Genomic DNA, 24,497 nt, shown 5'->3' with positions numbered 1-24,497 from the left:
TGCGCGAGATGGCGGCGGCCGATGCCCCCGCCACCCGCGCGCCGCGCCAGGGCAGGGCGGCTGCGTCCCCGCGGCCCGCAGTGGACTGCGAGGCGCTGGACCTGTTCACCACCGCCGCGCTGCAGCGCCGGGCCTTCGACGCCAGCGAAGGCGTGGCACCGCACTTTGCGCGCTACCTGCTGCGCCAGCGTTTCGGCAAGGACGGCGCGGTGCCAGAGCGCGTGCCCACCACCCTGCGCGCGCCATTGCAGCGTTTTGCCGTGCAAAGCCTGCAGCAGCACCTGCGCGAGCTGCGCGGGCGCAACGTGGAAGACGGCGCGGTGCTGGTGCTCGACAACGCCACGGGCCAGGTGCTGGCCTGGGTGGGCTCGTCGGGCCAGCTCAGCCAGGCCAGCGAAGTGGACGGCGTGCTCGCCCTGCGCCAGCCCGGCTCCACGCTCAAGCCTTTCCTGTATGCCCAGGCGATTGCCGAGCGGCGGCTTACGGCGGCCTCGCTGGTGGAGGATTCGCCGGCGCAGATCACCACCGCCAGCGGCCTCTATATCCCGCAGAACTACGACCGCCAGTTCAAAGGCTGGGTGTCCGTGCGCACGGCGCTGGCCGCGTCGCTCAACGTGCCGGCGGTGCGCACGCTGGTCATGGTCACGCCAGACGCCTTCCACCGCCAGCTCGGCGCCGTGGGCCTGCCGCTGCGCGAAAGCGGCGACTACTTCGGCTTCAGCCTGGCCCTGGGCAGTCCCGAGGTGCCGCTTTTGCACCTGACCAATGCCTACCGCACGCTCGCCAACGGCGGGCGGCAGAGCCCCGTGGCGCTGGCAGCAGACGGGGGTGCGCCGCCGCGCTTCACGCCCGCACTCCCTGCGCATGCCGCCTTCATCGTGGGCGACATCCTTTCGGATGGCAATGCGCGCGCCCGCACCTTTGGCACCGACAGCGTGCTGGCCACGCGCTTCTGGAGCGCGGTGAAGACCGGCACCAGCAAGGACATGCGCGACAACTGGGCCGTGGGCTGGTCCGAGCGCTATACCGTGGGCGTCTGGGTGGGCAACGCCAGCGGCGCCGCCATGCACGACGTGAGCGGCACCAGCGGCGCGGCACCCATCTGGGCGGCGGTGATGGGCTTCCTCCACGCGCGCGAACCCAGCCGCCCGCCTCGGGCGCCGTCCGGGCTGGTCCGTGCCGCAGTCCGGTTCGGCCCGGCCTCGGCGCAGCCGGGTATCGCCGCTCGCCCCCAGCCCCTGGAGGCCGGGCGCGAAGAGTGGTTTGCACAGGGTACCCAGCAGCCGCTGTTTGCTATGGATTCAGTAGCTGGTGGCGCTGATGAAATGGGCGCTGGAGGTAAAAAAGGCTTCAAGTCGCCTGTCAGCGCCCACCCGGGGGGCAGCGAAGTGGCGGCCACCTCTGGACCTTCGGCACGCATCACTGCCCCCGCGCCCGGCACGGTGATTGCCCTGGACCCGGACATCCCCCCCGCACGACAGCGCCTGCAATTCACCGCTACCGGCGAAGGCGTGCAATGGCGCATGGACGGCAAACCCCTGGGCCGCGGGCCGCGCGTGGCCTGGCTGCCGTGGCCCGGCCGGCATGTGGTGCAGCTGACGGACGCCCGGGGCCGTGTGCTCGATGAGGTTCGCATCGAGGTGAGGGGAGCAGGCGCGGTGGGTCCGGCTCCACGAACTTTCCCGCATTGACCCTGCCGCGCCGCAGGGATGTGGGACCAGGCTCCACACCCGGCTTTTCAGGTAACGAACTAAAATCGTTACCAAATATTTCTATGCCGTTCCTGCGCCAGTTCTTTACCCATCGCCTGTTCTGGCTGGCCTTGCTGGTCTCGCTGGGCATCGGTGCGTTGTTTGCGCGGGCCTTGCTCACCATCCGCAACGACGAGTGGAACTACGCCGCACAGACCAACGACCAGCTGGTCCGCTCGCTGGACCAGGGGCTGACCTGGATGCTCGACTCGTTCGACAAGTCGCTCGAAGGCGTGGCGCGCGAAGTAAGCCGGCCCGAGGTGTGGAGCCTGCCGCCCGACCTGCGCAGCCGGGTGGTGTTCGACAACTCGCTGCGCGCGCGTGGCGCGGGCGACGTGCTGGTGCTGAACGCCCAGGGCAACGTGGTGCTGGATTCCGGTTCGCTGGCGCCGCGCCAGACCAACCTGGCGGACCGGGACTATTTCGAGGCCTTCCGCTCGGGTGAACACAAGGGCCTGTTCATCGGCAAGCCCGTCCCGTCGCGCGCCACGGGGCTCAACATCCTGCCGCTGGCGCGCGGCTATTACGACGCCGAGGGGCGCTTTGCGGGTGTGGTGGTGGGCGCCATCCGGCTGAGCTACTTCAACGAGTTCTTCGGCGCGCTGGACATGGGCTCGCAGACGGGCATCAACCTGTTTCGCAGCGATGGCGTAGTGATCAGCCGATTTCCGTATGGCGATGCCGATGTCGGGCGCAGCCTCGCGGGCACGCCCAACATGCTGCGCTTCCAGCAGGAGGGCGAAGGCAGATTCGTGGCGCCAGCCGTGATCGACGGCGTGATGCGCTTGTATTCGTTCCGTGGGGTCGGGCGCTATCCCCTCATCCTGAATGTGACCCAGCCCGCCGACACCATCCTGGCGCAGTGGTACCGCAATGCCTGGGGGCTGGGCAGTTTCGCGCTGCTGCTCATGCTCAGCTGCCTGGCGCTGGCCGCGCTGTTCGTGCGCGAGCTCACGCTGCGCCAGCAGGTCTCCGCGCGCCTGCGCGAGGCCGAGCACAACACGCGAACCATTTTGAACAACATGCCATCGATGATCGGCTACTGGGACACGGGCTTGCGCAACCGCTTCGCGAACCAGGCTTACTTCGACTGGTTCGGCGTGGCGCCGGAGCGCATGCCCGGCATGCACCTGAGCGATCTGCTGGGCCCCGAGCTGTTCGCGCACAACAAGCCCTTCCTGGAGCGCGCGCTCCAGGGCGAACCGCAGCTGTTCGAATGCACGTTTGACGATGTGCACGGCGTGGCGCGCCACGCCATGGCGTCGTACCTGCCCGACGCCGAGGGCGGCAAGGTGCGGGGTGTGTTTGTGCAGGTCACTGACATCTCCGAGCGCAAGCGCATGGAAGAGGAGCTGTTCAGCGAGAAGGAGCGCATGCGCCTGACGCTGCAGTCCATCGGCGATGCGGTGGTGAGCGCGGATGCCCACGGTGCGGTGACTTACCTCAACCCCGTGGCCGAGCGCCTGACCGGGTGGCAGGCGTTCGACGCCGCCGGCCACAACGTGGACGAAGTGGTGGACTTGCGCAACCCCGGCAACGATGCGGCCCTGGCCAGCCCGCTGCGCCAGGCCATCGAGCGGGGCGTACCCGTCGAGGCCGCGCGCGGCGTCGTCGTGCACCGGACCAGCGGCCAGCGCGCGCAGGTGGAAGGCACCGCGAGCCCCATCACCGACCGCCATGGCGCCGTGACGGGCGCGGTGGCAGTGTTGCGCGACGTGACGGAGTCCGTGGCCATGGCCGAGCGCATGGCCCACCTGGCCCAGTACGACGCACTGACCGACCTGCCCAACCGCGTGCTGCTGCAGGACCGCGCACAGCTGGCCATCGCGCAGGCACAGCGCGACGGCAAGTACCTGGCAGTGATGTACCTGGACCTGGACGGATTCAAGGCCGTGAACGACAACCTTGGCCACGACGTGGGGGACCTGCTGCTGGCCCAGTTCGCCCAGCGCTTGAAGGCCGCCGTGCGCGCCTCCGACACCGTGTGCCGCCAGGGGGGCGACGAATTCGTGGTGCTGCTCCCAGGCCTGGAGGGGGCCGAGCCTGCCTGCAACGTGGCCCGCAAGATCCTCGCCTCGTGCGATGCTCCTTTCGACCTGGCCGGGCACCCGGTGCAGATCGGGCTGAGCGGCGGCATCGCGCTGTACCCCGAGCACGGCGACACCTTCGCTGCGCTGTCCCGCCAGGCCGACAGCGCCATGTACGCGGCCAAGCGCGGTGGGCGCATGCGTTTCATGCTCAGCCGCGGTACCGATGCAGAGCCTTTGGTCGTGCTCCCCCTGAAGGCCGGCCCGGCGGCCACTTGAGAGCGGCCGGGGTGAGTGGGAAGGGCAGGAGCCGGATTGGATGGACCGGTCTCTGGAATCGATGCTACTAAAAATGTAGCTGTTGGCGCTTGTGTTACGGGCGTCGGAGCTTGATACGGATTGGACGGCCCGGGCGCTCGGACCTTGTCCGGATGCGCTTTGGAAATTTGTTGCACACGCCGCAAATAATTTTGATGGCCCGGCGGCGGGCAACTGCCTACCATCCGCGCAGTCCCGCAGCCTTGCGCTGCTGTTGTCCTCTTTCCGAACTTCCGTGGAGCCCGCGCGTGCCTGATCTGTCCAAAATCACCTGCATCGAAGACCTGCGAGTCATCGCCCAGCGCCGCGTGCCGCGCATGTTCTACGACTACGCCGATTCCGGCTCGTACACCGAAGGCACCTACCGCGCCAACGAAACAGACTTCGGCCGCATCAAGCTGCGCCAGCGCGTGGCCGTGAACATGGAAGGCCGCAGCACCCGCACCACCATGGTCGGGCAGGAGGTTGCCATGCCGGTAGCCATCGCGCCCACGGGCCTCACCGGCATGCAGCATGCTGACGGCGAAATCCTGGGTGCCAAGGCGGCCAAGGCTTTTGGCATTCCCTTCACGCTCTCGACCATGAGCATCTGCTCCATCGAAGACGTGGCCCAGCACACGGGCAACCATCCGTTCTGGTTCCAGGTGTATGTGATGCGCGACCGCGATTTCATCAACCGCCTGATCGACCGGGCCAAGGCCGCCAACTGCTCGGCCTTGCAGCTCACGCTGGACTTGCAGATCCTGGGCCAGCGCCACAAGGACATCAAGAATGGCCTGTCCGCGCCGCCCCGGCCCACCATCGCCAACCTCATCAACCTGGCCACCAAGCCCCGCTGGTGCCTGGGCATGCTGGGCACGCCGCGCCGCAGCTTCGGCAACATCGTGGGCCATGCCAAGGGCGTGGGCGACCTGTCTTCGCTGTCGTCGTGGACAGCCGAGCAATTCGACCCGCAGCTCAACTGGGGCGATGTGGAGTGGATCAAGAAGCGCTGGGGCGGCAAGCTGATCTTGAAGGGCATCATGGACGCCGAGGACGCGCGGCTGGCCGTCAACAGCGGCGCTGACGCGCTCATCGTCAGCAACCATGGCGGCCGCCAACTGGACGGCGCACCGTCCTCCATCGCCGCACTGCCCGGCATTGCCGAGGCAGTGGGCAAGGACATCGAGGTGTGGATGGACGGCGGCATCCGCAGCGGGCAGGACGTGCTCAAGGCCCGCGCGCTGGGGGCTCAGGGCACGCTGATCGGCCGCAGCTTCCTGTACGGCCTGGGGGCCTTTGGTGAAGCTGGCGTCACCCGCGCGCTGCAGATCATCCAGAAAGAGCTGGACATCACCATGGCGTTCTGTGGGCACACCAACATCAACCAGGTAGACCGGTCCATCCTGCTGCCGGGAACCTACCCGGTGGCGTAGGCCGCTGTCTTGCGATGGCCACGTAGGGGCGGCACGCAGGCTTGCTCGCGGCAGGCTTTTGCGAACGGCTTTTGCGCACCTCACAGCGGGTTAGTCCGTAGCCCCGGGCTCTTGCCAATCCGCCAAGGCTGGCATGAAATCGGGCATCCCGGCGCATCGACCGGAGGGGACTGCGCAATGATGATTCACCACAGGGCCATTTTCTGGATCGCGGCGAGTGCCGTGGGAGCCAGCGCCAGTGCGGGCAGCGTTCAGATCCAGGTGCTGGACCGCGACGGCAAGCCAGTACCGGAGGCGGTGGTGGTGTTGTACCCCGGCGCCACGGGAGGCCCACCGCCCAGCCTGCTCCAGGCCAACCCCACCATCGAGCAGGAACGCATGCGGTTTGTGCCCGCCGTCACGGTGGTGATGCCCGGCACGTCGGTGCGCTTCACCAACCAGGACCGGTGGGACCACCACGTACGCGGTGCTGCCGCAGGCCTGGCCGCAACCCCGGCCACCAGCGGCTTTGAAATGCGGCTGGCAGGCAAGGCCGATGGCAAGCCCGCCAATTCTTCCGAGGTCAAGCTCGATACGCCGGGCGTGGTGCTGTTGTCATGCCACCTGCACGGCTCCATGCGCGGCCACGTGTTCGTGACCGATTCGGCCTGGACGCTGAAGACCGACACCGACGGCATTGCGCGCTTTGCGGGCGTGCCGGACGGTGCCGCGCAGGTGCGCGTGTGGCATGCGGAGCAACTGGTCGACCTGCCACGCAAGGCGCTGAACGTGGTGCCGGGCCCGGTGCTGGACACCGTGCAGTTGAGCGTGGTCCCGCGCGTGCGCAGGGCACCGCCAGCGGGGCCTGGGCCTTCCAACGCGCCCGGCGGGCCGATGGGCAGCTACAGCCAGGCGCCGGCGGAGCAAGGGAAACCGGTGGCGCATCGGCACGGAGGGCACGGGGTGCCAATTGCTCCTAAAAACATAGCTGCCAGCGCCGGATAGTAAAGCGCTGGCGGCTGAAATCATTCAACTGCCAGGCAGAGTCCCCTACCCCGGCATCCGCAAGCCCGAAGACACCGAAGGCACGTTCGATGGCCGGTTCGGCTGGCCCGCCGACTGCTCTGCCCGCACCACATGGGCATCCGCATCGCTGTCGCGCGCGCCCACCTCTGCACCGGCCGGCGCCGGGCCCGCGCCCGCGGCACCGCTGCCGCCGGCCTTGGCAACACCTCCGGGGGCCGTCAAGTACAAGTACAACGCCTGCGCGTCCACATCGCTCAACTGCCCCAGCGACTCAAACGGCATCACCTGGATCGGCGTGCCATCCGGCCGCTTGCCGGTGCGCAGCATCGCGACAAAGCTGGCGGCGTTGGGGTAGCGGGCCATGGCGCTGTCGGCGCCGGGGCGAATGTCGGCAGCGGCGGGCCAGTCCGGCGGGCCGCCCGGGATCTTGCCGCCCGACAGGTCCGCACCGTGGCAGCCAATGCACATGTTGGCCACGTACTGGCCGTTGGCCATCGTCACGCCCGCCGGCACGGGGCGCGAGGGTGCCAACTGGTGGTCTATGCGCGCCGCGGCATCGGGGATGGCCCCCAGGCCATACAGAACCCAGGCGGGGCGGGGCAGCTCCACCACGGCCTTCGCGCCCTCCTGCGGCTTGAACTGGCGCACGTACGAGACCAGCGCGTTCAGGTCGTCGTTGGTAAAGCGGTTGTAGTCCTCGCTGGGCATCACCATCACCGGACGGCCGTTGGGCTTCACGCCATGGCGGATCGTGCTGTTCCAGTCTTCGGGCTGGTAGCGGGCCACCACACCTGCCGGGGTGATGTTGGGGCCCACGATGCGCGTGCCCTTGCCGTCGTTCACAAACTCGCGGCCCGTGCCTTGCGCACCGTGGCAGTCGGTGCAGCCGCGCGATGCATACAGGTACCGCCCGCGTTCAATGGTCTGCGCGTCGGTGGTGTAGGCCACGGGGCGGGGCTTGATGTCGATGTAGCGGTTGCGCTTTTGCTCTGCCAGGTACAGGCCGCTGGCCGCCGTGGCCACGACGACCACGCCCAGCAGCAGCGCGCCGCCCGCGGTCCATTTGATCCAGCGTTTCATGGTGGTATCCCTCTTCTTCGATTGAATGAACGAATGAACGCATCTGCGTGTTCAGGCGCCGGATTCTGGATTCGAAGAAAGGGTTTGTGACCCCCTGCTGCCGCAGGGTAGGGCGCAGCCGGTGACATTTGTCACAAACGGCCCGCCAGTGTGGTGGGACGCGCGCCAGCGGCCCCTGGGCTCAACGCTCGATGGTCTTGTTCCAGCGGGTGTTCCAGGCCGGGCGGTTGGCGTTCACACTGTCCCAGTCCAGCGTGACGGCGTTCTTCATCCACTGATTGATCTTGGCTACCTGCTCGGCGCCTTCGCCCACGGCCGGGGCCTTGGGGTTGGTGGGGATCTGCGCGCCAAACTGCAGCACGTTGGCTTGCGCCAGCGGGCTCAGGAGAAACTCGGCCAGTTTCTGCGCCAGCTCGGGCTCACTGTTCTTGGCAATCACGCACTGGCCGGTCATCAGCACCACCGAGCCTTCCTTGGGCTGCGCGTACTCCACAGGAATGCCCTTCACCTTGAGCGCAGCCACGGCCGTGGGCGTGAGCGGGAACAGCGCAGCCTCGCCGGTCTGCACCATCTCGGAGATCTTGGCCGAGCTGGGGATGTACTCCAGCACATTGGGGCCGATGGTCTTGGCCCAGTTGTTGAAGCCCGGCTCCACGTTCTTGTCGTTGCCGCCCTGGATGCGGTTGAACATCAAGAAGCCGTGCAACCCGAAGGAAGACGAAGGCATGGACTGGAACACCACCTTGCCCTTGTACTTCGGGTCGGCAAAGTCCATCCACGAGGTGGGCGGCGCCCAGCCCTTCTCGGCAAACATCTTGGTGTTGTAGGCAATGCCCGTCATGCCCAGGCTCACGCCGCTGGCCAGGTCGTCCTTGAAACGCGCGGCGGGGTACAGGTCGTTCAGGTGCGGGTTGGGCTTTTGCTTCTCGCACAGGCCCATGCCCATGGCGCGCACCATGATGCCGTCGTCCAGGAACATCACGTGCATCTGGGGCTTGTCCTTGTTGGCCTGGGCCTTGGCCAGGATGTCCGAGGAAGTGCCGGGCACCACCACCACCTTCACGCCATGCAGCTTTTCAAATGCCGGGAACACGTACTGCGTATACGCCTTCTCCATGGTGCCGCCGTTCATGCCGATGTACAGCGTCTTCGTCTGCGCGGTGGCGGTGCCTGCGGCGGCCACGGCGGTCAGTGCAGCGGCCGCCACAAGGGCGCGGCGGGTGTGGCTGGCAAAGCGGGGAGAGAAGGTCATGGTGATTTCCTTTCTGGTGGGGAGGGGAGTTTTGTCGGTGGCAAACGGGGTCAGTGGGCAGCGGCAGTGCTGGCCACGTCAGCCACCGTCGTTGGGAGAAATCGCTCAATCGCAAAGGCATCAATCGGCGTGGTGCTGCGGCCGTCGCGGGCCAGCTCGGCCAGCACCTCGCCCACACCGGGGCCGATCTGAAAGCCCGCACCCGCAAAGCCAAAGCCATGGATCAGGCCGGGCGTGGTGTGGCTCTTGCCCAGCACCGGCTGGCGGTCGGGCAGGTAGCCCTCGGTGCCGCTCCAGGTGCGGATGAAGTGCGCGTTCTTGAGGGCAGGCAACAGATCCACCGCCTGCACTGCCAGCGTGGCGATGGCGCTGCGCTCCGAGCGAGCGCGGTCGGCATCCAGCGCCACGCCAGCCCCACCACCCAGCACCAGGTTGCCGCGCGCCACCTGGCGGCAGTAGATGCCGCCGCCTTCCACACCCAGGCTCCAGTGCATGAAGAAGGGCAGGGGCTCGGTCACTGCCATGGCCGGGTGGCCTGAGTGGATGGGCACCGGCTCGCCAAACTGCGCGGCCAGCGCACCGGCCCAGGCGCCTGCGCAGTTGATGAGCACGGGCGCACGCACCGCCACCGTAGTGCCGGAGCGCACGGTGAACTGCTGCCCGTCATGCTCTACCGAGGTCATCGGCGTGCGTTCCAGAATCTGCGCACCCGCACGCCGCGCAGCCAGCGCAAAGGCGGGCGAAACCAGGCGCGGGTTGGCCTGGCCGTCATCGGGGCACAGCGATCCGCCCACCGCGCGCCCGCCCAGCCAGGGGCAGTGCTCGCGCAGCGTGGAGCCCGAGATGAGTTGAATGCCCAGGTCGAAGTCTCTGCTCAGGTTGGCGTAGCCTTCCAGCGCGGCCATGTCCGCCTCGCTGCGGCCAATCTTGAAGTGCCCGCTGCGCTGGTATTCGCCATCGGTGCCAATCAGCGCGGGCAGGTCGGCCCACACCTGGTGGGCGCGCTGCGCCAGCGGCAGCTGGCTCACCGGGCGGCCCTGGCGGCGCACGCCGCCATAGTTCACGCCGCTGGAGCGCGAGCCACACAGATCGCGCTCCAGCAGCACCACGCTCACGCCCTTGCGACGCAGCGCCAGCGCGGCCGATGCACCCATGATGCCGCCGCCCACGATGGCGACGTCGGTGTCGATGGTTCGGGTGGTCGTGGTCATGCGCGGGCTTCCGCCTGGGCTTGCAGGTGGATGGGAATGGGCTTGACCGGCGCTTGTCCGCGCAGCCGTCCTACCGCGTCAATGGGCTTGCCCGTGGCGTGGGCCAGGATTTCTGCAGCGGCCACACCGCACATGCGGCCCTGGCAACGGCCCATGCCCACGCGGGTCAGGGCCTTGAGGCGGTTCATCTCATCGGCTCCCGCATCGCGGGCACAGGCGCGCAGCTCGCCGGCTGTGATGTTCTCGCAGCGGCACACCACCAGCGCATCGGGTGCGTGGGCCGCCCAGTCGGCGGGGAAAGGGAAGGCGCGCTCCAGCCCTTGGCGGAACGACATCAGCTTCGTCAGCTTGCGTTCCAGTTCGGTAGTGCGTACCGCATCGACCTTCACGCCATGATCGGCCAGCAGCGCCAGTGCAGCGCGCTCGCCTGCCCACTCGGCCGCATCGGCACCCAGGATGCCCGCGCCGTCGCCCGCCAGATACACACCGGCCACGCTGGTGCGCCCAGCGCTGTCGCGCTCGGGCAGGTGGGCGCGGTGCATGGGCGCCCAGGCAAAGCGGCAACCCAGCAGGTCGGCCAGCTGGGTTTCGGACCGCAGGGCGTAGCCAAAGCCCACGGCGTCGCAGGGCACGGTGTGCTCGGCGTCCCCGTCGCTCCACACCACGGCGTTCACCCGGGTGTCGCCCTGCACGCGCACGGGCCGCGCGCCGGTGTGCACCACCACGCCGTGCGCGCGCAGCCAAGCCACGTAGTACAGGCCCTTGCCTAGCACGGTGGGCTGCGTCAACATGCCGGGCAGGGCGGCCAGCTGGTCAGCAAAGCGCGCGGTGTCGAGCACCGCAGCGACCTTGGTACCCGCCTTGGCATATTGGTACGCCACCAGGTACAGCAGCGGCCCGGTGCCCATCAGCACCACGTTGCGGCCAATGGCGCAGCCCTGGAATTTGAGCGCCACTTGCGCGCCGCCCAGCGTGTACACGCCGGGCAGCGTCCAGCCGGGCATCGGCAGCACCCGGTCAGTCGCACCGCTGGCCACAATGAGCTGGCCGTAAGGCACTGTGCGGGTGGTCTGCGTGGGGCCATGCAGCACATCGAGCATGCCGCCTTGGGCGTTCCACACCAGGCTGTCGGGTTGGTAGTCGATGTGCGCGTGCAGCCCATCAAAGGTGCTGTGCAGCGCCGTGGCGCGCGATGCCTCGGTGCCGTACAGCGTCTGTGCGCTGCGGGCAAAGTGCGCGGGCGGGCGGCGGTAAATCTGCCCACCGCTGCGTGCAGACTCGTCAATCACCACAGGCCGCACGCCATGCGCCACCAGCGTTTGCGCAGCGCGAATGCCCGCAGGGCCTGCGCCCACGATCACGGGTTGCAAGGTGGGAGCGGTCATGTAGGCTCCCCCGTGGTCAGTTGCATGCCTGCCTTCACGAACGTGGCGCAAGACCGCAGGCGTTCGCCCGTAGCGGTTTGCACCCAGCAGTCCTGGCACGCGCCCATCAGGCAAAAGCCGGCACGCGGCTCGTGGCTGAATTCGTTGCGGCGCAGCTGGGCACGGTGGGTGAGGATGGCTGTGAGCACCGTGTCGCCTTCGAGCGCAGTGGCGGGTTCGCCATCGAGCAGGAAGGGCACGGGGGCACGGTCCTTTTCGGCCACGCGGTGGAGCAGAGGTTGGCTGGAACTCATGGTTGCGGTGCCCATCTATTTCCGGCCGACCAGAACGCGGTCCAATCCGTATACCCTGTCCAACACGACCATGGCGCAGGCCGTGAGAGCCACCATCAGGGCCGAAACCGCTGCCATCAGCGGGTCAATCGACTCGGTGGCGTACATGTACATGCGCACCGGCAGCGTCACGGTGCTGGGCGACGTGACAAAGATCGACATCGTCACTTCGTCAAAGCTGTTGATGAAGGCCAGCATCCAGCCGCCCGTCACGCCCGGCAGGATCATCGGCAGCGTGATGCGCGTGAACACCGTGGCCTGGCGGGCGCCCAGCGACAGGGCTGCATGCTCGGCACTGCGGTCAAACCCCACCAGCGCAGCCACCACCAGCCGCAGCGTGTAAGGCGTGACGATGAGCGCGTGCGCAAACACCAGCCAGCCAAAGCTGCCCGTGCCGCCCAGCAGCGCAAAAAGCCGCAGCAGGGCCACGCCCAGCACCAGATGCGGAATGATCAGTGGCGACAGAAACAGGCCGTTCAAAAAGCCGCGCCCCGCAAACTCGTAGCGCGTGATGGCAATGCCCGCAGGCACGGCCAGCACCGTGGCCAGCGTGGCCGATGCCAGTGCCAGCCACAGGCTGTTCCAGAACGACTGCACAAAGTCCGAATGCTCGAACACCGCCTTGAACCAGCGCAGCGAGAACTCGGTGGTGGGCAGCGTCAGCGTGTTGTGCGGCGTGAACGCCACGATGCACACCACCAGCAGCGGCGCGAGCATGAAGGTGATGACCAGCGCGTTGAACGCGAGGGCCAAACGTCCGTTCTTCTGCATAACTTCAGCCCAACGCTTTCTTGTACCGGTCCTCAACCAGCCGGTTGTAGCTCAGCATCACCACCAGGTTGGCCACCAGCAGCGTCAGCGCAATCGCGGCGCCCAGGGGCCAGTTCAGCTCGTGCAGGTACTCGTCGTACACCACGGTGGCCACCATCTTCAGCCGCCGCCCGCCCAGCAGGCCGGGAATGGCGAACGAGCTGGCCGCGAGGCCAAACACAATCAGGCTGCCCGACAAGATGCCTGGCAGCACCTGCGGCAACACAATGCGCCGCAGCGTGGTGAAGGGCGTGGCCTGCAGCGACAGGGCTGCGTTTTCAACGCCCGGGTCGAGCTTTTGCAGCGAGGTCCACACGGGGATCACCATGAAGGGCAGCATCACATGCACCAGGGCGATGACCACCGCGATCTCGGTGTAGAGCATCTTCACGGGGCCGATGCCGATGAGCTGCAGTGCGCCATTCACCAGCCCCTCGGGGCCCAGCAGCATGCTCCAGCCAAAGGCGCGCACCACCACTGAGACCAGCAGCGGCGCCAGCACCACCAGCAGCAGGATGGAGCGCCAGGGGTTGCCCATGCGGCTCAGGATATAGGCCTCCGGCGCGCCAATCAGCACGCAGATCAGCGTGACCAGGCCCGCAATCCAGAACGTGCGCCAGAAGATGGCGTGGTAATACGAATCGGTGAACACATGGGCGTAGTGCTCCAGCGTGAACTCGCGCGGTTTCACTCCCGTGGCCGGATCGAAGGCGTTGAACGACAGCACCGCCGTGAGCGCCAGCGGCACCAGCAACAGCACCGTGAACAACAGCAGCGCAGGGCCGGACAGCCACCAAGGCGCGGCCTTCTTGTGCAGCAAGGTGGTGGCCAGGCTCATGGCGCCACCTCGGCGATGGCGTCTTCGGCCTCCAGCTCGGCCAGGGCGGTTTCATCGGCAGGCAGCAGGCGCATGCAGTGGTCGGGCCAGTCCACACCCGTGCGCTCGCCTTCGGCCAGCGCGGCGCGCCCGTCGTTGGGCGCCAATACCATCAGGTCGCCCACGGGGGTGCCCACCCGGTACAGCCACTGGCTGCCCAAAAAGAACCGCTCGCACACCTGGCCATCCATCCGGCCCTGCACGGCGGGCACCAGTTGCACTTTTTCAGGCCGCACGCTCAGCAGCACGGCGGCGCCGGGGCGGTAGCGGGCGCCGTCCACCTCCATCGTCAGGGCGCCCACCTTCACCTGCGTGTGTGTGCCACTCGCATGCGCGACCTGGCCCGGCAGCAGGTTGGCCTTGCCCACGAAGGTGGAGATGAAGCGGGTGCGCGGGTGCTCGTAGACGCGGTGCGGGTGGTCGATCTGCGTTGCGCGGCCCGCTTCCATCACCACCACGCGGTCGCTGATGGACATGGCCTCGCTCTGGTCGTGCGTGACCATGATGGTGGTGGTGCCCACCTTGCGCTGAATCTGCCGCAGCTCAAACTGCATCTCCTCGCGCAGCTTGGCGTCGAGGTTGGACAGGGGTTCGTCCAGCAGGAGCACGGGCGGCTCGATGACCAGCGCGCGCGCCAACGCCACGCGCTGGCGTTGCCCACCCGACAGCTCGCGCGGGTAGCGCGTGGCATGCTTTTCCAGGTGCACCAGGGCCAGCGCCTGGGCCACGCGCTCGGCGCGTTCGGCCTTGGGCACCTTGCGCATCTCCAACCCAAAGCTCACGTTGGCCGCCACCGTCATGTGCGGGAACAGCGCATAGCTCTGGAACACGATGCCCAGGCCGCGCGTGTTCGCCTTGGCGTGGGTGATGTCCTTGCCATCGAGTTCGATGCGCCCACTGGTCACGGCCTCAAACCCCGCCACCATCTGCAGCGTGGTCGTCTTGCCGCAGCCGGAGGGGCCGAGCAGCGACACGAATTCACCCTTTTGCACCGTGAGGTTCATGGATTGCACCGCGCAGGTGCTGCCATAGAACTTGGTCACATCCGTGAGCTTGAGAAACGACATGGCGAAAGCCTTTCCGTTGGCGGCATCGCACGGGTTGCCCTGGGGCGGTGCGTACCACCTGCTTTGGAGTTGCAGGGATGGACTGCAGGCCTTCGGGGTGTTTGCACCGCGGTGGTGCAATTGCCGCGCAAAGGTTGAAGCAGCCGCTTAGTTCGATTGAATCTATTGCAATAAACAAACCAGAACGCTTCGGGTATTCCATTAATCAGAATTTTTATTGAATTTATTCCGTTCAATGAAATATGATGCCTTCGGTTTGATCAATGAATTCCACAGGAGCGAGGTATGGAAGCCGCATCAGCCGCCACCGGTGGCGTACCCCGGGTGTTTGCCGTCATCCGGGCCCTGTCGGCCGTGCAGGCCGAGGGTGGGCGAGTCACCCAATTGGCGCGTGCCGTGGGCCTGACGCAGGGCACCACGCACCGTTTGCTGCAATCCCTGGTGGCAGAAGGCATGGTCGAGCAGGACGAGCGCAGCAAGCTCTACCGCCTGAGCATGGACTTCTTCGCCCTGGCCGCCAAAGCAGGCAACCCCGGCGACCTGCGCAGCCTGTGCCGCCCGGCGCTGCTGCGCCTGTGCGCCAGCCTGGGCGACAGCATCTTTCTCTTGGTGCGCAGCGGATTCGATGCCGTTTGCCTGGACCGTAGCGAGGGGCCGTTCCCCATCCGGTCCTTCACCGGCGACATCGGCGGCCGTGTGGCGCTGGGCGTGGGGCAGGGCGCCCTGGCCATCCTGGCGTTTTTGCCCGAGGCCGAGCGCGAAGAAGTCATCCGCTTCAACCTTTCGCGTGTACGCGAGTACGGCGTGTTTGACGAGGTCTACTTGCGCACCGAAATCGAACGCGTGCGCCAGCTGGGCTACGCCGGCCGCAACACCGGCTTGCTCGAAGGCATGGCTGGCGTGGCCGTGCCCATCCTGGACCGCGAAGGGCGGGCTGTGGCTGCGCTGAGTGTGGGGACCATTTCTGCGCGCCTGAATGACGATCGCCTGCCGACGGTGGTGGAACTGCTCAAGCGCGAGGCGGCGGCGATCGGGCCGAAGATCAATCCGTTTGACGCGACGTTGAGGCGGCCTGCGCAGAGCTTGTCGGGTGCCTTGCCTGATTCAAGACTGGTGCCTGGTGCAGTGCGCACGCCTGCAGCGCCGCAGTCATCGGATTGAGTCAAGGCACATTACTGCTCCCTGGCGCGCGTTGCTCGGCTTGTGCGCCGCGACGTGTGGTGGCACCGCTATAGTCCGCGTTTCCTTTCTGAGTGGATGTCCTTCCGGCAGCAGCGCTCCAACCGCTACCGTTGCAGTGCGTCTTGCTCTACTTACTTCCTTCATTCTCTGAAAGCGCATCACCACACCATGGGTCTTCTGCAGCAAGCCACTCCCGCATATCTCGCTCAATGCCGCGCGGCCCAAACTGCGGAGCAAGCGCAGTCCCTGGCCAGCACCCGCCAGTGGGCGCATGTGCACAAGGCCCAGGCCCACGCCGATTTCGATGCGTTCTACAAAGCGCTCGCTCCGCTGTTGGATGCGAACGAGCCGACATCGCCCACCATCCAGGCGCTGATGGCCCGCCACTACGAGATCGTGTCCCGCTTTTACCCGCCGTCGCGCGATGCGTATGTGGGCACGGCCCTCTTTTACGCGGACAACCCGGACATGAAGGCTTTTCACAACGGCTACCACCCACGCATGGTGGAGTTTCTGGGGGAGGCCGTGTACGCCTACGCGCAGCAGAATTTGTCCTGACGCTGAAGCACCCGCGGCTTGCTGGCGGTTCGTGGCGGCTTCCGCTGCGGAGGCCGGGGGTGCGGGGCATTCACGGCGGTGCCGTCGGGGCATCGCGCTGGCAGGCGCCTTCGGTTAAGGTGGCGTTGCCCGCCGGACGAGGCACTGCATGGATTTGCTTCTCGGCCTGGGTAGACGGCCCATTCCACTCAGGAAGGAGCAATCCATGACCTTCGCCGCAGCGCCCGCCGCCAATCCATCGTTTCCTGCAGGTTTTGTGCCCCTGGCCGGTACTCGCCACGACTGCGATGCCTGCGGCAATGCCGAACGCGTGGGCTTTGCTTTTGACTTTGCCTACCAGCCCATCGTGGACGTGGAGACGCGCACCGTGTTTGCTCACGAAGCGCTGGTCCGCGGCCCGGCGGGCGAAAGCGCGCACAGCGTGCTCTCGCAGGTCAACGAGCACAACCGCTACCGCTTTGACCAGGCCTGCCGTGTGAAGGCCCTCAAGCACGCGCGGGAACTGGGCGTAGGGGGCAGCGTCTCGATCAACTTTTTGCCCAACGCCATTTACAAGCCCGAACTGTGCATCCGCACCACGCTGGAGGCCGCGCGGGTGCACGGCTTCCCGCTCGACCAGATCATCTTCGAGGTGACCGAGGGCGAGCGTGTGGAAGACGGCCCCTGGTTCGCCCAGATCCTGCGCGAATACCAGCGCTGCGGCTTCCGCACCGCCATCGACGACTTTGGCGCTGGCTTCGCGGGCCTGAAGCTACTGTCGGACTTTCAGCCCGACATCATCAAGATCGACATGGACCTGGTGCGCAACATTGACACCAGCCGCCCGCGCCAGGCCATCGTGCGCAATCTGGCGCACCTGTGCCAGGACATGGGCATCACGCTGCTCGCCGAAGGCGTCGAGACGGCGGCCGAGCGCGATTTCGTGCATGGCTGCGGCATCCGGCTGATGCAGGGCTACCTTTTTGCCAAGCCGGCGTTCAAGGCGGCGGCGCGGGTGGACCCGCAGGCGTTTCCCTCGTCCGTGAGCTGCTAGGAGACCGCTCGGCTCACCACCCCGCCAGGGCTCGCGCCACCTGCGCGTGCGCATCGGCTTCGATGACCTGGTTGTGGGCCATCACCACCCGGGTGAACGGCCAGCGCAGCAGCTGCTCTGCACTGCGCGCCGCGGCGGCGCGGTCGCGCACCAGTGCCCGCACCGTCCACGGCACGGCCAGCCCGCGCCGCGCCCCCGTCAGCGTGGCATAGACCCGCGTGGGCCAGGGCAGGTCGCCGGCCATCCACTGCAGCAGATCCGTAACGATGAGCGTGGCCGAAGGCCGGTGGAACCACACGGATTCATTGCCCGCCGGAATGCCCTGGAACGCCAGGTGCTCCAGATCCGGCAGCCACGCGGGCAGGTTGCCTGTGGGTAGCTCCTGCAGCCGCGCGGCCAGGTCGGGGCGCTTTTTGGCGAGCCCTTGGGGACCGTAAACGGTGGCTTGCGGAAAGGCCGCAGCGCACGGCGCCAGGAACAGGTGGTGCATCTTGTTCGGCGCCACGATGAAAGCCACGCTGCCAAGGGATTGGACTTGGCGCAGCAATGCGCTGCCGGGCGGCATGGGGATGGGGGAGTGGATGAGGAGCTTGTTCTCGGGCAGGCGCACCACGGTCATGCGGGTGGTGATGGGAAGCCCGTTGGCTTTGAAGGCGTGGGTGGCGTGCCAGAGGTGGGTGGCGAGGGGGTCAAGTTGCATGGGGCGGGATGGTGCCGGGGCTGCCCAACGAGGTCTTGAACGAATTCGACATGGCGCTGATCTGCGTCGCGCCCAAAGCAGCCGTCCTCAGGGCGACGCCGGCCTGTGGACGTTGCGCGCGGTAGCAGCATCCACACGTCGGAGCCAACGCACCAAAGCCGCAACGACCGTAGCAGGCTGCTCCAGAAGGGACATGTGGCCCGCCTCGGCCACCGCCACAAGCTCGGCGTTCGGCAAAAGTGAAGCCATCTCCTGGCTCAGGATGAGGGGCGTGATTTGGTCCTCGCGCCCACACACCACCACGGCGGGAACGTGCAGGCGAGGCAGCAGGTCACGGGTGTCGAGCCGGTTCATTGCGGCCCGTTGCTGCCGCACAAAGCCCTTGGTCCCCACGGTGGAAGCCATGTCGAACAGCAGGCGCAACAGTTCCCCGTCCTGCAGCCTCGACGTGTGAACGATCCGTGCGGCAAACCCTTGGGCGATCTGGTCGAAGGTGGCGGCGCCCGCACCTTCGGCGCCGTCCACGGCTTGGATCATCCTTTTCCGGCTCTGCTTCGCCTCCTCGGTGTCGGCGCGGGCGCCCGTGTCCAGGAGGCCCAGCCCGGCAATGCGGCCGCCCGCCTGGCGGCAAACCTCCTGCGCGACGTACCCACCCAGCGAGAACCCTGCGACCGCGAAAGAGCCGGGTGGCATTGCCGCTGTCGCATCGCGGGCCGACCCGGCGACGCTGTCGTGCAGCTGCGTGGGAGCGATGTGCACCGTGCGCTCTGCGGCGATGGCGGTCGTCAGGGGATTCCAGATTCGGGCATCGTTCATCAGCCCGGAAAGGAGAAGCAGGGGCGTCGCGTGGTTCATGGCCCGGGTTATAACTATGCAGTTGAATGCATAGTCAAGACAGGGGCCCGACAGATGTGGATCGCTGAATTCGCGCGCCGCGCAGGAGTGAAGCAGACGACCGTCAGGCACTACCTGCGGGAAGGCCTCCTGTCGCCGCGCACAGGGCTCGCCGGCGGGTCGCGGCCTTACCTGGAGTTCACCGAAGCCGACCTGCGCCTGCTCTCGGCCATCCAGGCAGGCCAGGCCCTGGGCCTCTCACTCCCGGAGATCAAGCTGCTCATCGGGGAGCGGCGTTCAGGGAGCGGGCAGGCGCGGATGCTCAAGGCCCTGACCGCGCAGCGCGACAAGTTGCGCGGCAGGGCTCTGGAATTGCAGGCGATGCTCGCCTTCCTTGATCGCAAGATCGCTTGGCTCGAAACGGGCGCGAAGGGACCGCCCCCTTCACATACAGCCGCGCCTGCCGCGAAGAGATGAGGTGAGGATGCGATGTCAGCTCCTGGCCGATCGGTGATGAGGCCCCCTCACCCCAGCCTCTGCTCCGCACACTCCCCAACCACCCAATCCCGAAACGCCTTCACCAGCGGCGTCTGCGCCCGCGCCTCCGGGTAGACCAGGTAGTAAGCATCGGTGCTCGTCAGCACCTGGTCTGACAGCTCCACCAAGCTCCCTGCCGCCAACTCCTGTTCGATCAGGAATCGCGGCAGCAGCGCCGCGCCCAGGTGCGAAACGGCGGCCTGGGCGATCATGGCGAAGTGCTCGGACTGGGGGCCGCGCAGGGCCAGGGCAGTGGGGGCGCCCACCAGCTCGAACCACTCGGCCCATTGCGTAGGGCGGGTGCTTTGCTGCAGCAGCACCACGCGCGTCAGGTCTTGCGGGGTACGGATGCCGTGCCGGTCGCGGTAGGCGGGGCTGCACACGGGCACGGTTTCCTCGTGCATGAGGTATTCGCACACGGCGCCAGCCCAGTGCGGCGCGCCGAAGTGGATGGCGGCGTCGAACGGTGTGCCGGTGAAGTCAAACGGCTCGGTGCGGGCCGACAGGTTCACCATGACCTGCGGGTGCACTGCCATGAACCGGCCCAGGCGCGGGATGAGCCAGCGCGTGCCCAGCGTGGGTAGCACGGCCAGGTTGAGCAGGCCGTCGGTGCTGGCAAAGGCCATGGCCTTTTGCGTGCTGGCCGACAGCTGCTGCAGCACGGCCTGCACGTCCGCCGCATAGACGCGTCCGGCATCGGTCAGCACCACACGCTGGCGCACGCGGTGGAAGAGGGCGGTGCCCAGCTGCTCCTCCAGCTGCCGGATCTGGCGCGACACGGCGCTTTGCGTGAGGTGCAACTCGCCCGCCGCGCGGGAGATGCTCTGGTGGCGTGCCGCGGCCTCAAAAGCCAGCAGGTCGGCGGTGGATGGCAAGAAGGCACGGCGCAGCAGGGTCATGCGGCAAGGGAATGATGATGAGGTGGGGGAGTGGCACGTTGTCCGTGTGCTGGCGCTTTGCAATGAAGCGCGAGCTGCTATGCCATTGTGCCCACCTTTACTGCTACTTCATTCCATTTTGTGATCAAGTCGTTCCGTTTTTTTGCTATGCAGGACGGGGTGGATTGGCCGATAGTGGCATATCGCCGGGCTGGCCCGGCTGCCGCTTTTTTGTCTCTTTTCTCTCTTTTCCTAGCGAGCCCGACATGTCCGCCATTCCCACCGCTGCCGCCTCCCTGGTGACCGAAGTCGATCAACTGCTGCAACGCCTGGGCGTGCCCCGCAGCGCGTACACGGGCGGCAGCCTGCCGGTGCGCTCGCCCATCACGGGCGAGGCGATTGGCGCGGTGGCGCAGGCATCGCCGGCAGATGCCACGGCCGCCATTGGCCGCGCGCACGCGGCCTTCCAGGCCTGGCGCAATGTGCCCGCGCCGCGCCGCGGCGAGCTGGTGCGCCTGCTGGGCGAAGAGCTGCGCGCCGCCAAGGCCGACCTGGGCCTGCTCGTGACCATCGAGGCGGGCAAGATCCCGTCCGAAGGCCTGGGCGAGGTGCAGGAGATGATCGACATCTGCGACTTTGCCGTGGGCCTGTCGCGCCAGCTCTACGGCCTGACCATTGCCACCGAGCGCCCGGGCCACCGCATGATGGAAACTTGGCACCCGCTGGGCGTGTGCGGCGTGATCTCGGCCTTCAACTTTCCGGTGGCCGTGTGGTCGTGGAACGCGGCGCTGGCGCTGGTGTGCGGCGACCCGGTGGTGTGGAAGCCATCCGAGAAAACGCCGCTCACCGCCCTGGCCACGCATGCCATCGCGCAGCGTGCCATTGCCCGCTTCGGCAGCGATGCGCCCGAGGGCCTGCTGGAGTTGCTCATCGGCCAGCGCGACATTGGCGAGGTGCTGGTGGATGACACTCGCGTGCCCGTGCTGTCTGCCACGGGCTCCACCGCCATGGGCCGTGCCGTGGGTCCGCGCCTGGCAGCGCGTTTTGCGCGCGGCATTCTGGAGCTGGGCGGCAACAACGCTGCCATCGTGGCGCCCACGGCCGACCTGGGCCTGGCCCTGCGCGGCATTGCGTTTGCGGCCATGGGCACGGCCGGCCAGCGCTGCACCACGCTGCGCCGCCTGTTCGTGCACGAGAGCATTTACGACCAGCTGGTGCCTCAGCTCACCAAGGTGTACGCCAACGTGCAGGTGGGCGACCCGCGCGAGGCCGGCACGCTGGTGGGCCCGCTGATCGACCGCATGGCGTTTGATGGCATGCAAAAGGCGCTGGAACAAAGCCGTGCGCAGGGCGCCACGGTGCACGGCGGTGGCCGCGTGGAAGGCATCGGCGGTGCCGATGCGTATTACGTGCGCCCCGCGCTGGTGGAACTGCAAAAGCACGAAGGCCCCGCGCTGCACGAAACCTTCGCGCCCATCCTGTACGTGGTGCGCTACAGCACGCTCGATGAAGCGATTGCGATGAACAACGCCGTGGGTGCGGGCCTGTCGTCGTCCATCTTCACGCTGAACATGCGCGAGGCCGAGCAGTTCATGTCGGCCGCGGGTTCGGACTGCGGCATCGCCAACGTCAACATTGGCCCCAGCGGCGCGGAGATTGGCGGCGCTTTTGGCGGCGAGAAGGAAACCGGCGGCGGGCGCGAGGCCGGGTCGGACAGCTGGAAGGCTTACATGCGCCGGGCGACGAACACCATCAACTACTCGAATGCGCTGCCGCTGGCGCAGGGCGTGACGTTTGACGTGTAAGCCACGCGCTGCTGGCAACGTTCATGTCCATCGCTAAGGCCCCACACCCCATCGTCATCATCGGCGGCGGCGTCATCGGCAGCGCCATCGCCTACTTCCTCACGCTGCAGCAACCGGTCTGTGAGGTCGTGGTGGTTGAGCGCGATCCGAGTTATGCACGGGCATCGTCGGCGCTGTCGGCCAGCTCCATCCGCCAGCAGTTCTCCACCGACATCAACATCCAGATCTCGGCCTACGGCATCGGCTTTCTGCGCAACACGGGCGCGCTGCTGGCCTGCAACGGCGATGTGCCGAACATCGGCCTGCACGAAGGCGGCTACCTGTACCTGGCCACGCAGGCCGGTGCGGCCACGCTGCGCGAGAACCACGCGCTGCAAAAGCAGCACGGCGCAGATGTGGCGCTGCTGAGCCCGCAGCAGCTGGCCCAGCGCTTTCCCTGGCTTGCGCTGCAGGATGTGGTGCTGGGCTCGCTGGGCCTGTCGGGCGAGGGCTGGTTTGATGGCTACCTGCTGCTCACGGCCCTGCGCAAGAAAGCGCAGAGCCAGGGCGTGCGCTATGTGGCCGACGAGGCCGTAGGCCTGGACATGGTAGCCAGCGATGGCGTGCGGCATGTGAATGCCGTGTACCTGCAAAGCGGCGCGATGCTGCCCTGCCGCTACGCCGTCAACGCGGGCGGCCCGTGGGCCGCTGCGATTGCCGGCTGGGCGGGCATCGACCTGCCCGTGGTGGGCAAGCGCCGCACGGTGTTTCACCTGGCCAGCCCTGCGGCGCTGCCGGGTTGCCCGCTGCTCATCGACACCAGCGGCGTCTGGCTGCGGCCCGAGGGCGCGGGCTTCATCTGCGGCTTTGCGCCCGATGCTGACCAGGACCCCGACTTTGCCCCGCTGGAGCCCGAGTACGCCGCGTTCGAGGATCGCATCTGGCCGACTTTGGCCGAGCGCATTCCGGGTTTTGAGGCCCTGCGCATGCAGGGTGCCTGGGCGGGCTACTACGAGATGAACACCTTTGACCACAACGCGCTGGTGGGTCCGCACACCACCTGCGACAACCTGGTGTTTGCCAACGGCTTCTCGGGCCATGGCCTGCAGCAGTGCCCCGCTGTGGGGCGCGGGCTGGCCGAGTGGATGCTGACGGGGCGCTACCAGAGTCTGGACCTGTCGCCGTTGTCCGTTGACCGCATTGCGCAGAACCGGCCTCTGCTGGAGAAGAACGTCATCTGAGCCTTGGCGCCTTGGCTACCGGTGTTCCAAAACGCCCCATTTTTTCATGGCCCACCACAACACACAAAGGAGACAACGAGCATGGCAATTCTTCCAAAGACCTTGACTGCAGGCGCCGCAGCACTGGCACTGGCCTGCCTTGCGTCGCTGCCCGCCCAGGCCCAGACGGCAACCCCGACGCTGGAGAAGATCAAGGCCTCTGGCAAAGTGGTGCTGGGCGTGCGCGAAACCTCGCCGCCCATGGCCTATGCGCTGGGTGCGAATGAAAAATACGTGGGCTACCACGTGGAGTTGTGCGAGCGCGTGCTCAAAGAAATCGCGCCCGACGCCAAGCTCGAATACATGGCCGTGACGGCGCAGAACACGCTGCCCCTGGTGCAGAACGGCACGCTGGACATCGGCTGCGGCCCCACCACCAACAACACCGCACGCCAGCAGCAGGTGGCGTTTGCCGTGACCACCTACGTGAGCGAAGTGCGCATGGCGGTGCGCAAGGATTCGGACCTCAAGTCCATCAGCCAGCTTGCAGGCCGCACCATTGCGGCATCCACCGGCACCACGGCCGTGCAGCTGCTGCGCAAGCAAGAGCGTGCGCTGGGCGGCGCGCCCATCAAGACGGTGCTGGGCAAGGACCACCACGAGAGCTTCTTGCTGCTCGAATCAGGCCGCGCCGATGCCTTTGTGCTCGACGACAACCTGCTGGCCGGGATGATCGCCAACTCCAAGGATCCTTCGGCCTACCGCATCGTGGGCGAGCCGCTGGGCGCCGAGCCGATTGCGCTGCTGTTCCGCAAGGACGACCCTGCCTTCAAGACGGCGGTGGACGGCGTGCTCACCAAGCTCATGCAAAGCGGCGAGATGGAAAAGATCTACACCAAGTGGTTCGTGAACCCCATTCCGCCCAAGAACGTGAGCTTGAACCTGCCGCTGGGCACCACGCTGCGCCAGCTGTTCAGTGCCCCCAACGACAAGCCCCTGGAGACCTACCAGCAATGAACGCTCCCGTCCCCGCCACGGCCTTCCGCGCGGCCGACCGCCTGGGCGCCATCGGCGTTTCCGAAATCGTGCGCCTGACGCAAGAGGCCAATCAGCTCAAGCGCCAGGGCCAGCCCGTGATCGTGCTGGGCCTGGGCGAGCCCGATTTCGAAACGCCAACCCATGTCCTGGAGGCCGCCCAGCAGGCCATGGCGCGCGGGGAGACGCACTACACGGTGCTGGAT

The 24,497-nt window shown here is 67.1% G+C and carries 22 protein-coding genes and 1 pseudogene; 12 read left to right on the top strand and 11 right to left on the bottom strand.

Annotation, left to right across the window (positions count from 1 at the left end):
* From MRY84_RS14935 to MRY84_RS14920, 4 genes are all read left to right on the top strand, one after another.
* A partial coding sequence (locus MRY84_RS14935) for a penicillin-binding transpeptidase domain-containing protein (protein ID WP_291506494.1) occupies window positions 1–1,691 on the top strand: 1,691 nt, incomplete at its 5' end.
* Between the two features lie 83 nt (window positions 1,692–1,774).
* Complete coding sequence (locus tag MRY84_RS14930; protein ID WP_291506493.1) at window positions 1,775–4,057, top strand: diguanylate cyclase; 2,283 nt, start codon at window positions 1,775–1,777, stop codon at window positions 4,055–4,057.
* 287 nt (window positions 4,058–4,344) lie between these two features.
* Complete coding sequence (locus tag MRY84_RS14925; protein WP_291506492.1) at window positions 4,345–5,511, top strand: alpha-hydroxy acid oxidase; 1,167 nt, start codon at window positions 4,345–4,347, stop codon at window positions 5,509–5,511.
* 177 nt (window positions 5,512–5,688) lie between these two features.
* The gene (locus tag MRY84_RS14920) at window positions 5,689–6,495 is read left to right on the top strand and encodes a plastocyanin/azurin family copper-binding protein (RefSeq protein WP_291506491.1); all 807 of its coding nucleotides are present in this window, start codon (window positions 5,689–5,691) and stop codon (window positions 6,493–6,495) included.
* Between the two features lie 45 nt (window positions 6,496–6,540).
* Here the strand turns inward: MRY84_RS14920 and MRY84_RS14915 are convergent, their stop codons facing one another.
* The 8 genes from MRY84_RS14915 to MRY84_RS14880 form a co-directional block, all read right to left on the bottom strand.
* Complete coding sequence (locus MRY84_RS14915) at window positions 6,541–7,596, bottom strand: cytochrome c (RefSeq protein WP_363317551.1); 1,056 nt, start codon at window positions 7,594–7,596, stop codon at window positions 6,541–6,543.
* A 181-nt stretch (window positions 7,597–7,777) separates the two neighbouring features.
* Window positions 7,778–8,848 carry an ABC transporter substrate-binding protein gene (locus MRY84_RS14910; RefSeq protein WP_291506490.1) on the bottom strand — a complete coding sequence of 357 codons (1,071 nt, stop codon included), beginning with the start codon at window positions 8,846–8,848 and terminating at the stop codon, window positions 7,778–7,780.
* Between the two features lie 50 nt (window positions 8,849–8,898).
* Window positions 8,899–10,059, bottom strand: coding sequence for an FAD-dependent oxidoreductase (locus MRY84_RS14905; RefSeq protein ID WP_291506489.1), 1,161 nt, complete (start codon window positions 10,057–10,059; stop codon window positions 8,899–8,901).
* Entirely contained in the window at window positions 10,056–11,444 is a 1,389-nt protein-coding gene (locus MRY84_RS14900) for an FAD/NAD(P)-binding oxidoreductase (protein WP_291506488.1), read from the bottom strand. Before MRY84_RS14900 ends, MRY84_RS14905 begins: the two co-directional genes overlap by 4 nt.
* Entirely contained in the window at window positions 11,441–11,737 is a 297-nt protein-coding gene (locus MRY84_RS14895) for a (2Fe-2S)-binding protein (protein WP_291506487.1), read from the bottom strand. The genes MRY84_RS14900 and MRY84_RS14895 overlap by 4 nt, the downstream gene beginning before the upstream one ends.
* Before the next feature lie 15 nt (window positions 11,738–11,752).
* Window positions 11,753–12,547: an ABC transporter permease gene (locus MRY84_RS14890; RefSeq protein WP_291506486.1), complete on the bottom strand. Its 795-nt coding sequence runs from the start codon at window positions 12,545–12,547 to the stop codon at window positions 11,753–11,755.
* 4 nt (window positions 12,548–12,551) lie between these two features.
* Window positions 12,552–13,424: an ABC transporter permease gene (locus MRY84_RS14885; RefSeq protein ID WP_291506485.1), complete on the bottom strand. Its 873-nt coding sequence runs from the start codon at window positions 13,422–13,424 to the stop codon at window positions 12,552–12,554.
* Window positions 13,421–14,530 carry an ABC transporter ATP-binding protein gene (locus MRY84_RS14880; RefSeq protein ID WP_291506484.1) on the bottom strand — a complete coding sequence of 370 codons (1,110 nt, stop codon included), beginning with the start codon at window positions 14,528–14,530 and terminating at the stop codon, window positions 13,421–13,423. The genes MRY84_RS14885 and MRY84_RS14880 overlap by 4 nt, the downstream gene beginning before the upstream one ends.
* Before the next feature lie 285 nt (window positions 14,531–14,815).
* Here MRY84_RS14880 and MRY84_RS14875 point away from each other — a divergent pair, with 285 nt between their 5' ends.
* The 3 genes from MRY84_RS14875 (at window position 14,816) to MRY84_RS14865 (ending at window position 17,303) form a co-directional block, all read left to right on the top strand.
* A complete protein-coding gene (locus tag MRY84_RS14875; protein ID WP_291506483.1) occupies window positions 14,816–15,691 on the top strand; it encodes an IclR family transcriptional regulator in 876 nt (291 codons plus the stop codon).
* Window positions 15,692–15,880: 189 nt separating this feature from the next.
* Window positions 15,881–16,270: a TipAS antibiotic-recognition domain-containing protein gene (locus MRY84_RS14870; RefSeq protein ID WP_291506482.1), complete on the top strand. Its 390-nt coding sequence runs from the start codon at window positions 15,881–15,883 to the stop codon at window positions 16,268–16,270.
* A 205-nt stretch (window positions 16,271–16,475) separates the two neighbouring features.
* Window positions 16,476–17,303 (top strand): EAL domain-containing protein, encoded by an 828-nt coding sequence (locus tag MRY84_RS14865; RefSeq protein WP_291506481.1) that lies wholly within the window; start codon window positions 16,476–16,478, stop codon window positions 17,301–17,303.
* Between the two features lie 13 nt (window positions 17,304–17,316).
* On the opposite strand, the gene MRY84_RS14860 is transcribed toward MRY84_RS14865, so the two are convergent.
* Entirely contained in the window at window positions 17,317–18,003 is a 687-nt protein-coding gene (locus tag MRY84_RS14860) for a DUF4336 domain-containing protein (RefSeq protein ID WP_291506480.1), read from the bottom strand.
* Window positions 18,004–18,090: 87 nt separating this feature from the next.
* Entirely contained in the window at window positions 18,091–18,858 is a 768-nt protein-coding gene (locus tag MRY84_RS14855) for an alpha/beta hydrolase (RefSeq protein WP_291506479.1), read from the bottom strand.
* A gap of 54 nt (window positions 18,859–18,912) precedes the next feature.
* Here MRY84_RS14855 and MRY84_RS14850 point away from each other — a divergent pair, with 54 nt between their 5' ends.
* Complete coding sequence (locus MRY84_RS14850) at window positions 18,913–19,314, top strand: MerR family transcriptional regulator (RefSeq protein ID WP_291506478.1); 402 nt, start codon at window positions 18,913–18,915, stop codon at window positions 19,312–19,314.
* Between the two features lie 47 nt (window positions 19,315–19,361).
* On the opposite strand, the gene MRY84_RS14845 is transcribed toward MRY84_RS14850, so the two are convergent.
* The gene (locus MRY84_RS14845; protein WP_291506477.1) at window positions 19,362–20,273 is read right to left on the bottom strand and encodes a LysR family transcriptional regulator; all 912 of its coding nucleotides are present in this window, start codon (window positions 20,271–20,273) and stop codon (window positions 19,362–19,364) included.
* Between the two features lie 245 nt (window positions 20,274–20,518).
* On the opposite strand from MRY84_RS14845, the gene MRY84_RS14840 reads away from it, so the two are divergent.
* The 4 genes and pseudogenes from MRY84_RS14840 to MRY84_RS14825 all read left to right on the top strand — a co-directional run.
* The gene (locus MRY84_RS14840; RefSeq protein WP_291506476.1) at window positions 20,519–22,057 is read left to right on the top strand and encodes an aldehyde dehydrogenase family protein; all 1,539 of its coding nucleotides are present in this window, start codon (window positions 20,519–20,521) and stop codon (window positions 22,055–22,057) included.
* A 23-nt stretch (window positions 22,058–22,080) separates the two neighbouring features.
* Window positions 22,081–23,277: an FAD-binding oxidoreductase gene (locus MRY84_RS14835; RefSeq protein WP_291506475.1), complete on the top strand. Its 1,197-nt coding sequence runs from the start codon at window positions 22,081–22,083 to the stop codon at window positions 23,275–23,277.
* An 81-nt stretch (window positions 23,278–23,358) separates the two neighbouring features.
* Window positions 23,359–24,273, top strand: coding sequence for an amino acid ABC transporter substrate-binding protein (locus tag MRY84_RS14830; RefSeq protein WP_291506474.1), 915 nt, complete (start codon window positions 23,359–23,361; stop codon window positions 24,271–24,273).
* Window positions 24,270–24,497 (top strand): annotated as a pseudogene (locus tag MRY84_RS14825) (aspartate transaminase); the annotation flags it as partial. The gene MRY84_RS14830 and the pseudogene MRY84_RS14825, both read left to right, overlap by 4 nt.

The sequence above is a fragment of the Acidovorax sp. genome, assembly GCF_022763525.1.
In the GTDB taxonomy this organism is placed as follows: domain Bacteria; phylum Pseudomonadota; class Gammaproteobacteria; order Burkholderiales; family Burkholderiaceae_C; genus Acidovorax.
This window is presented reverse-complemented; position numbering and strand designations above follow the sequence as displayed.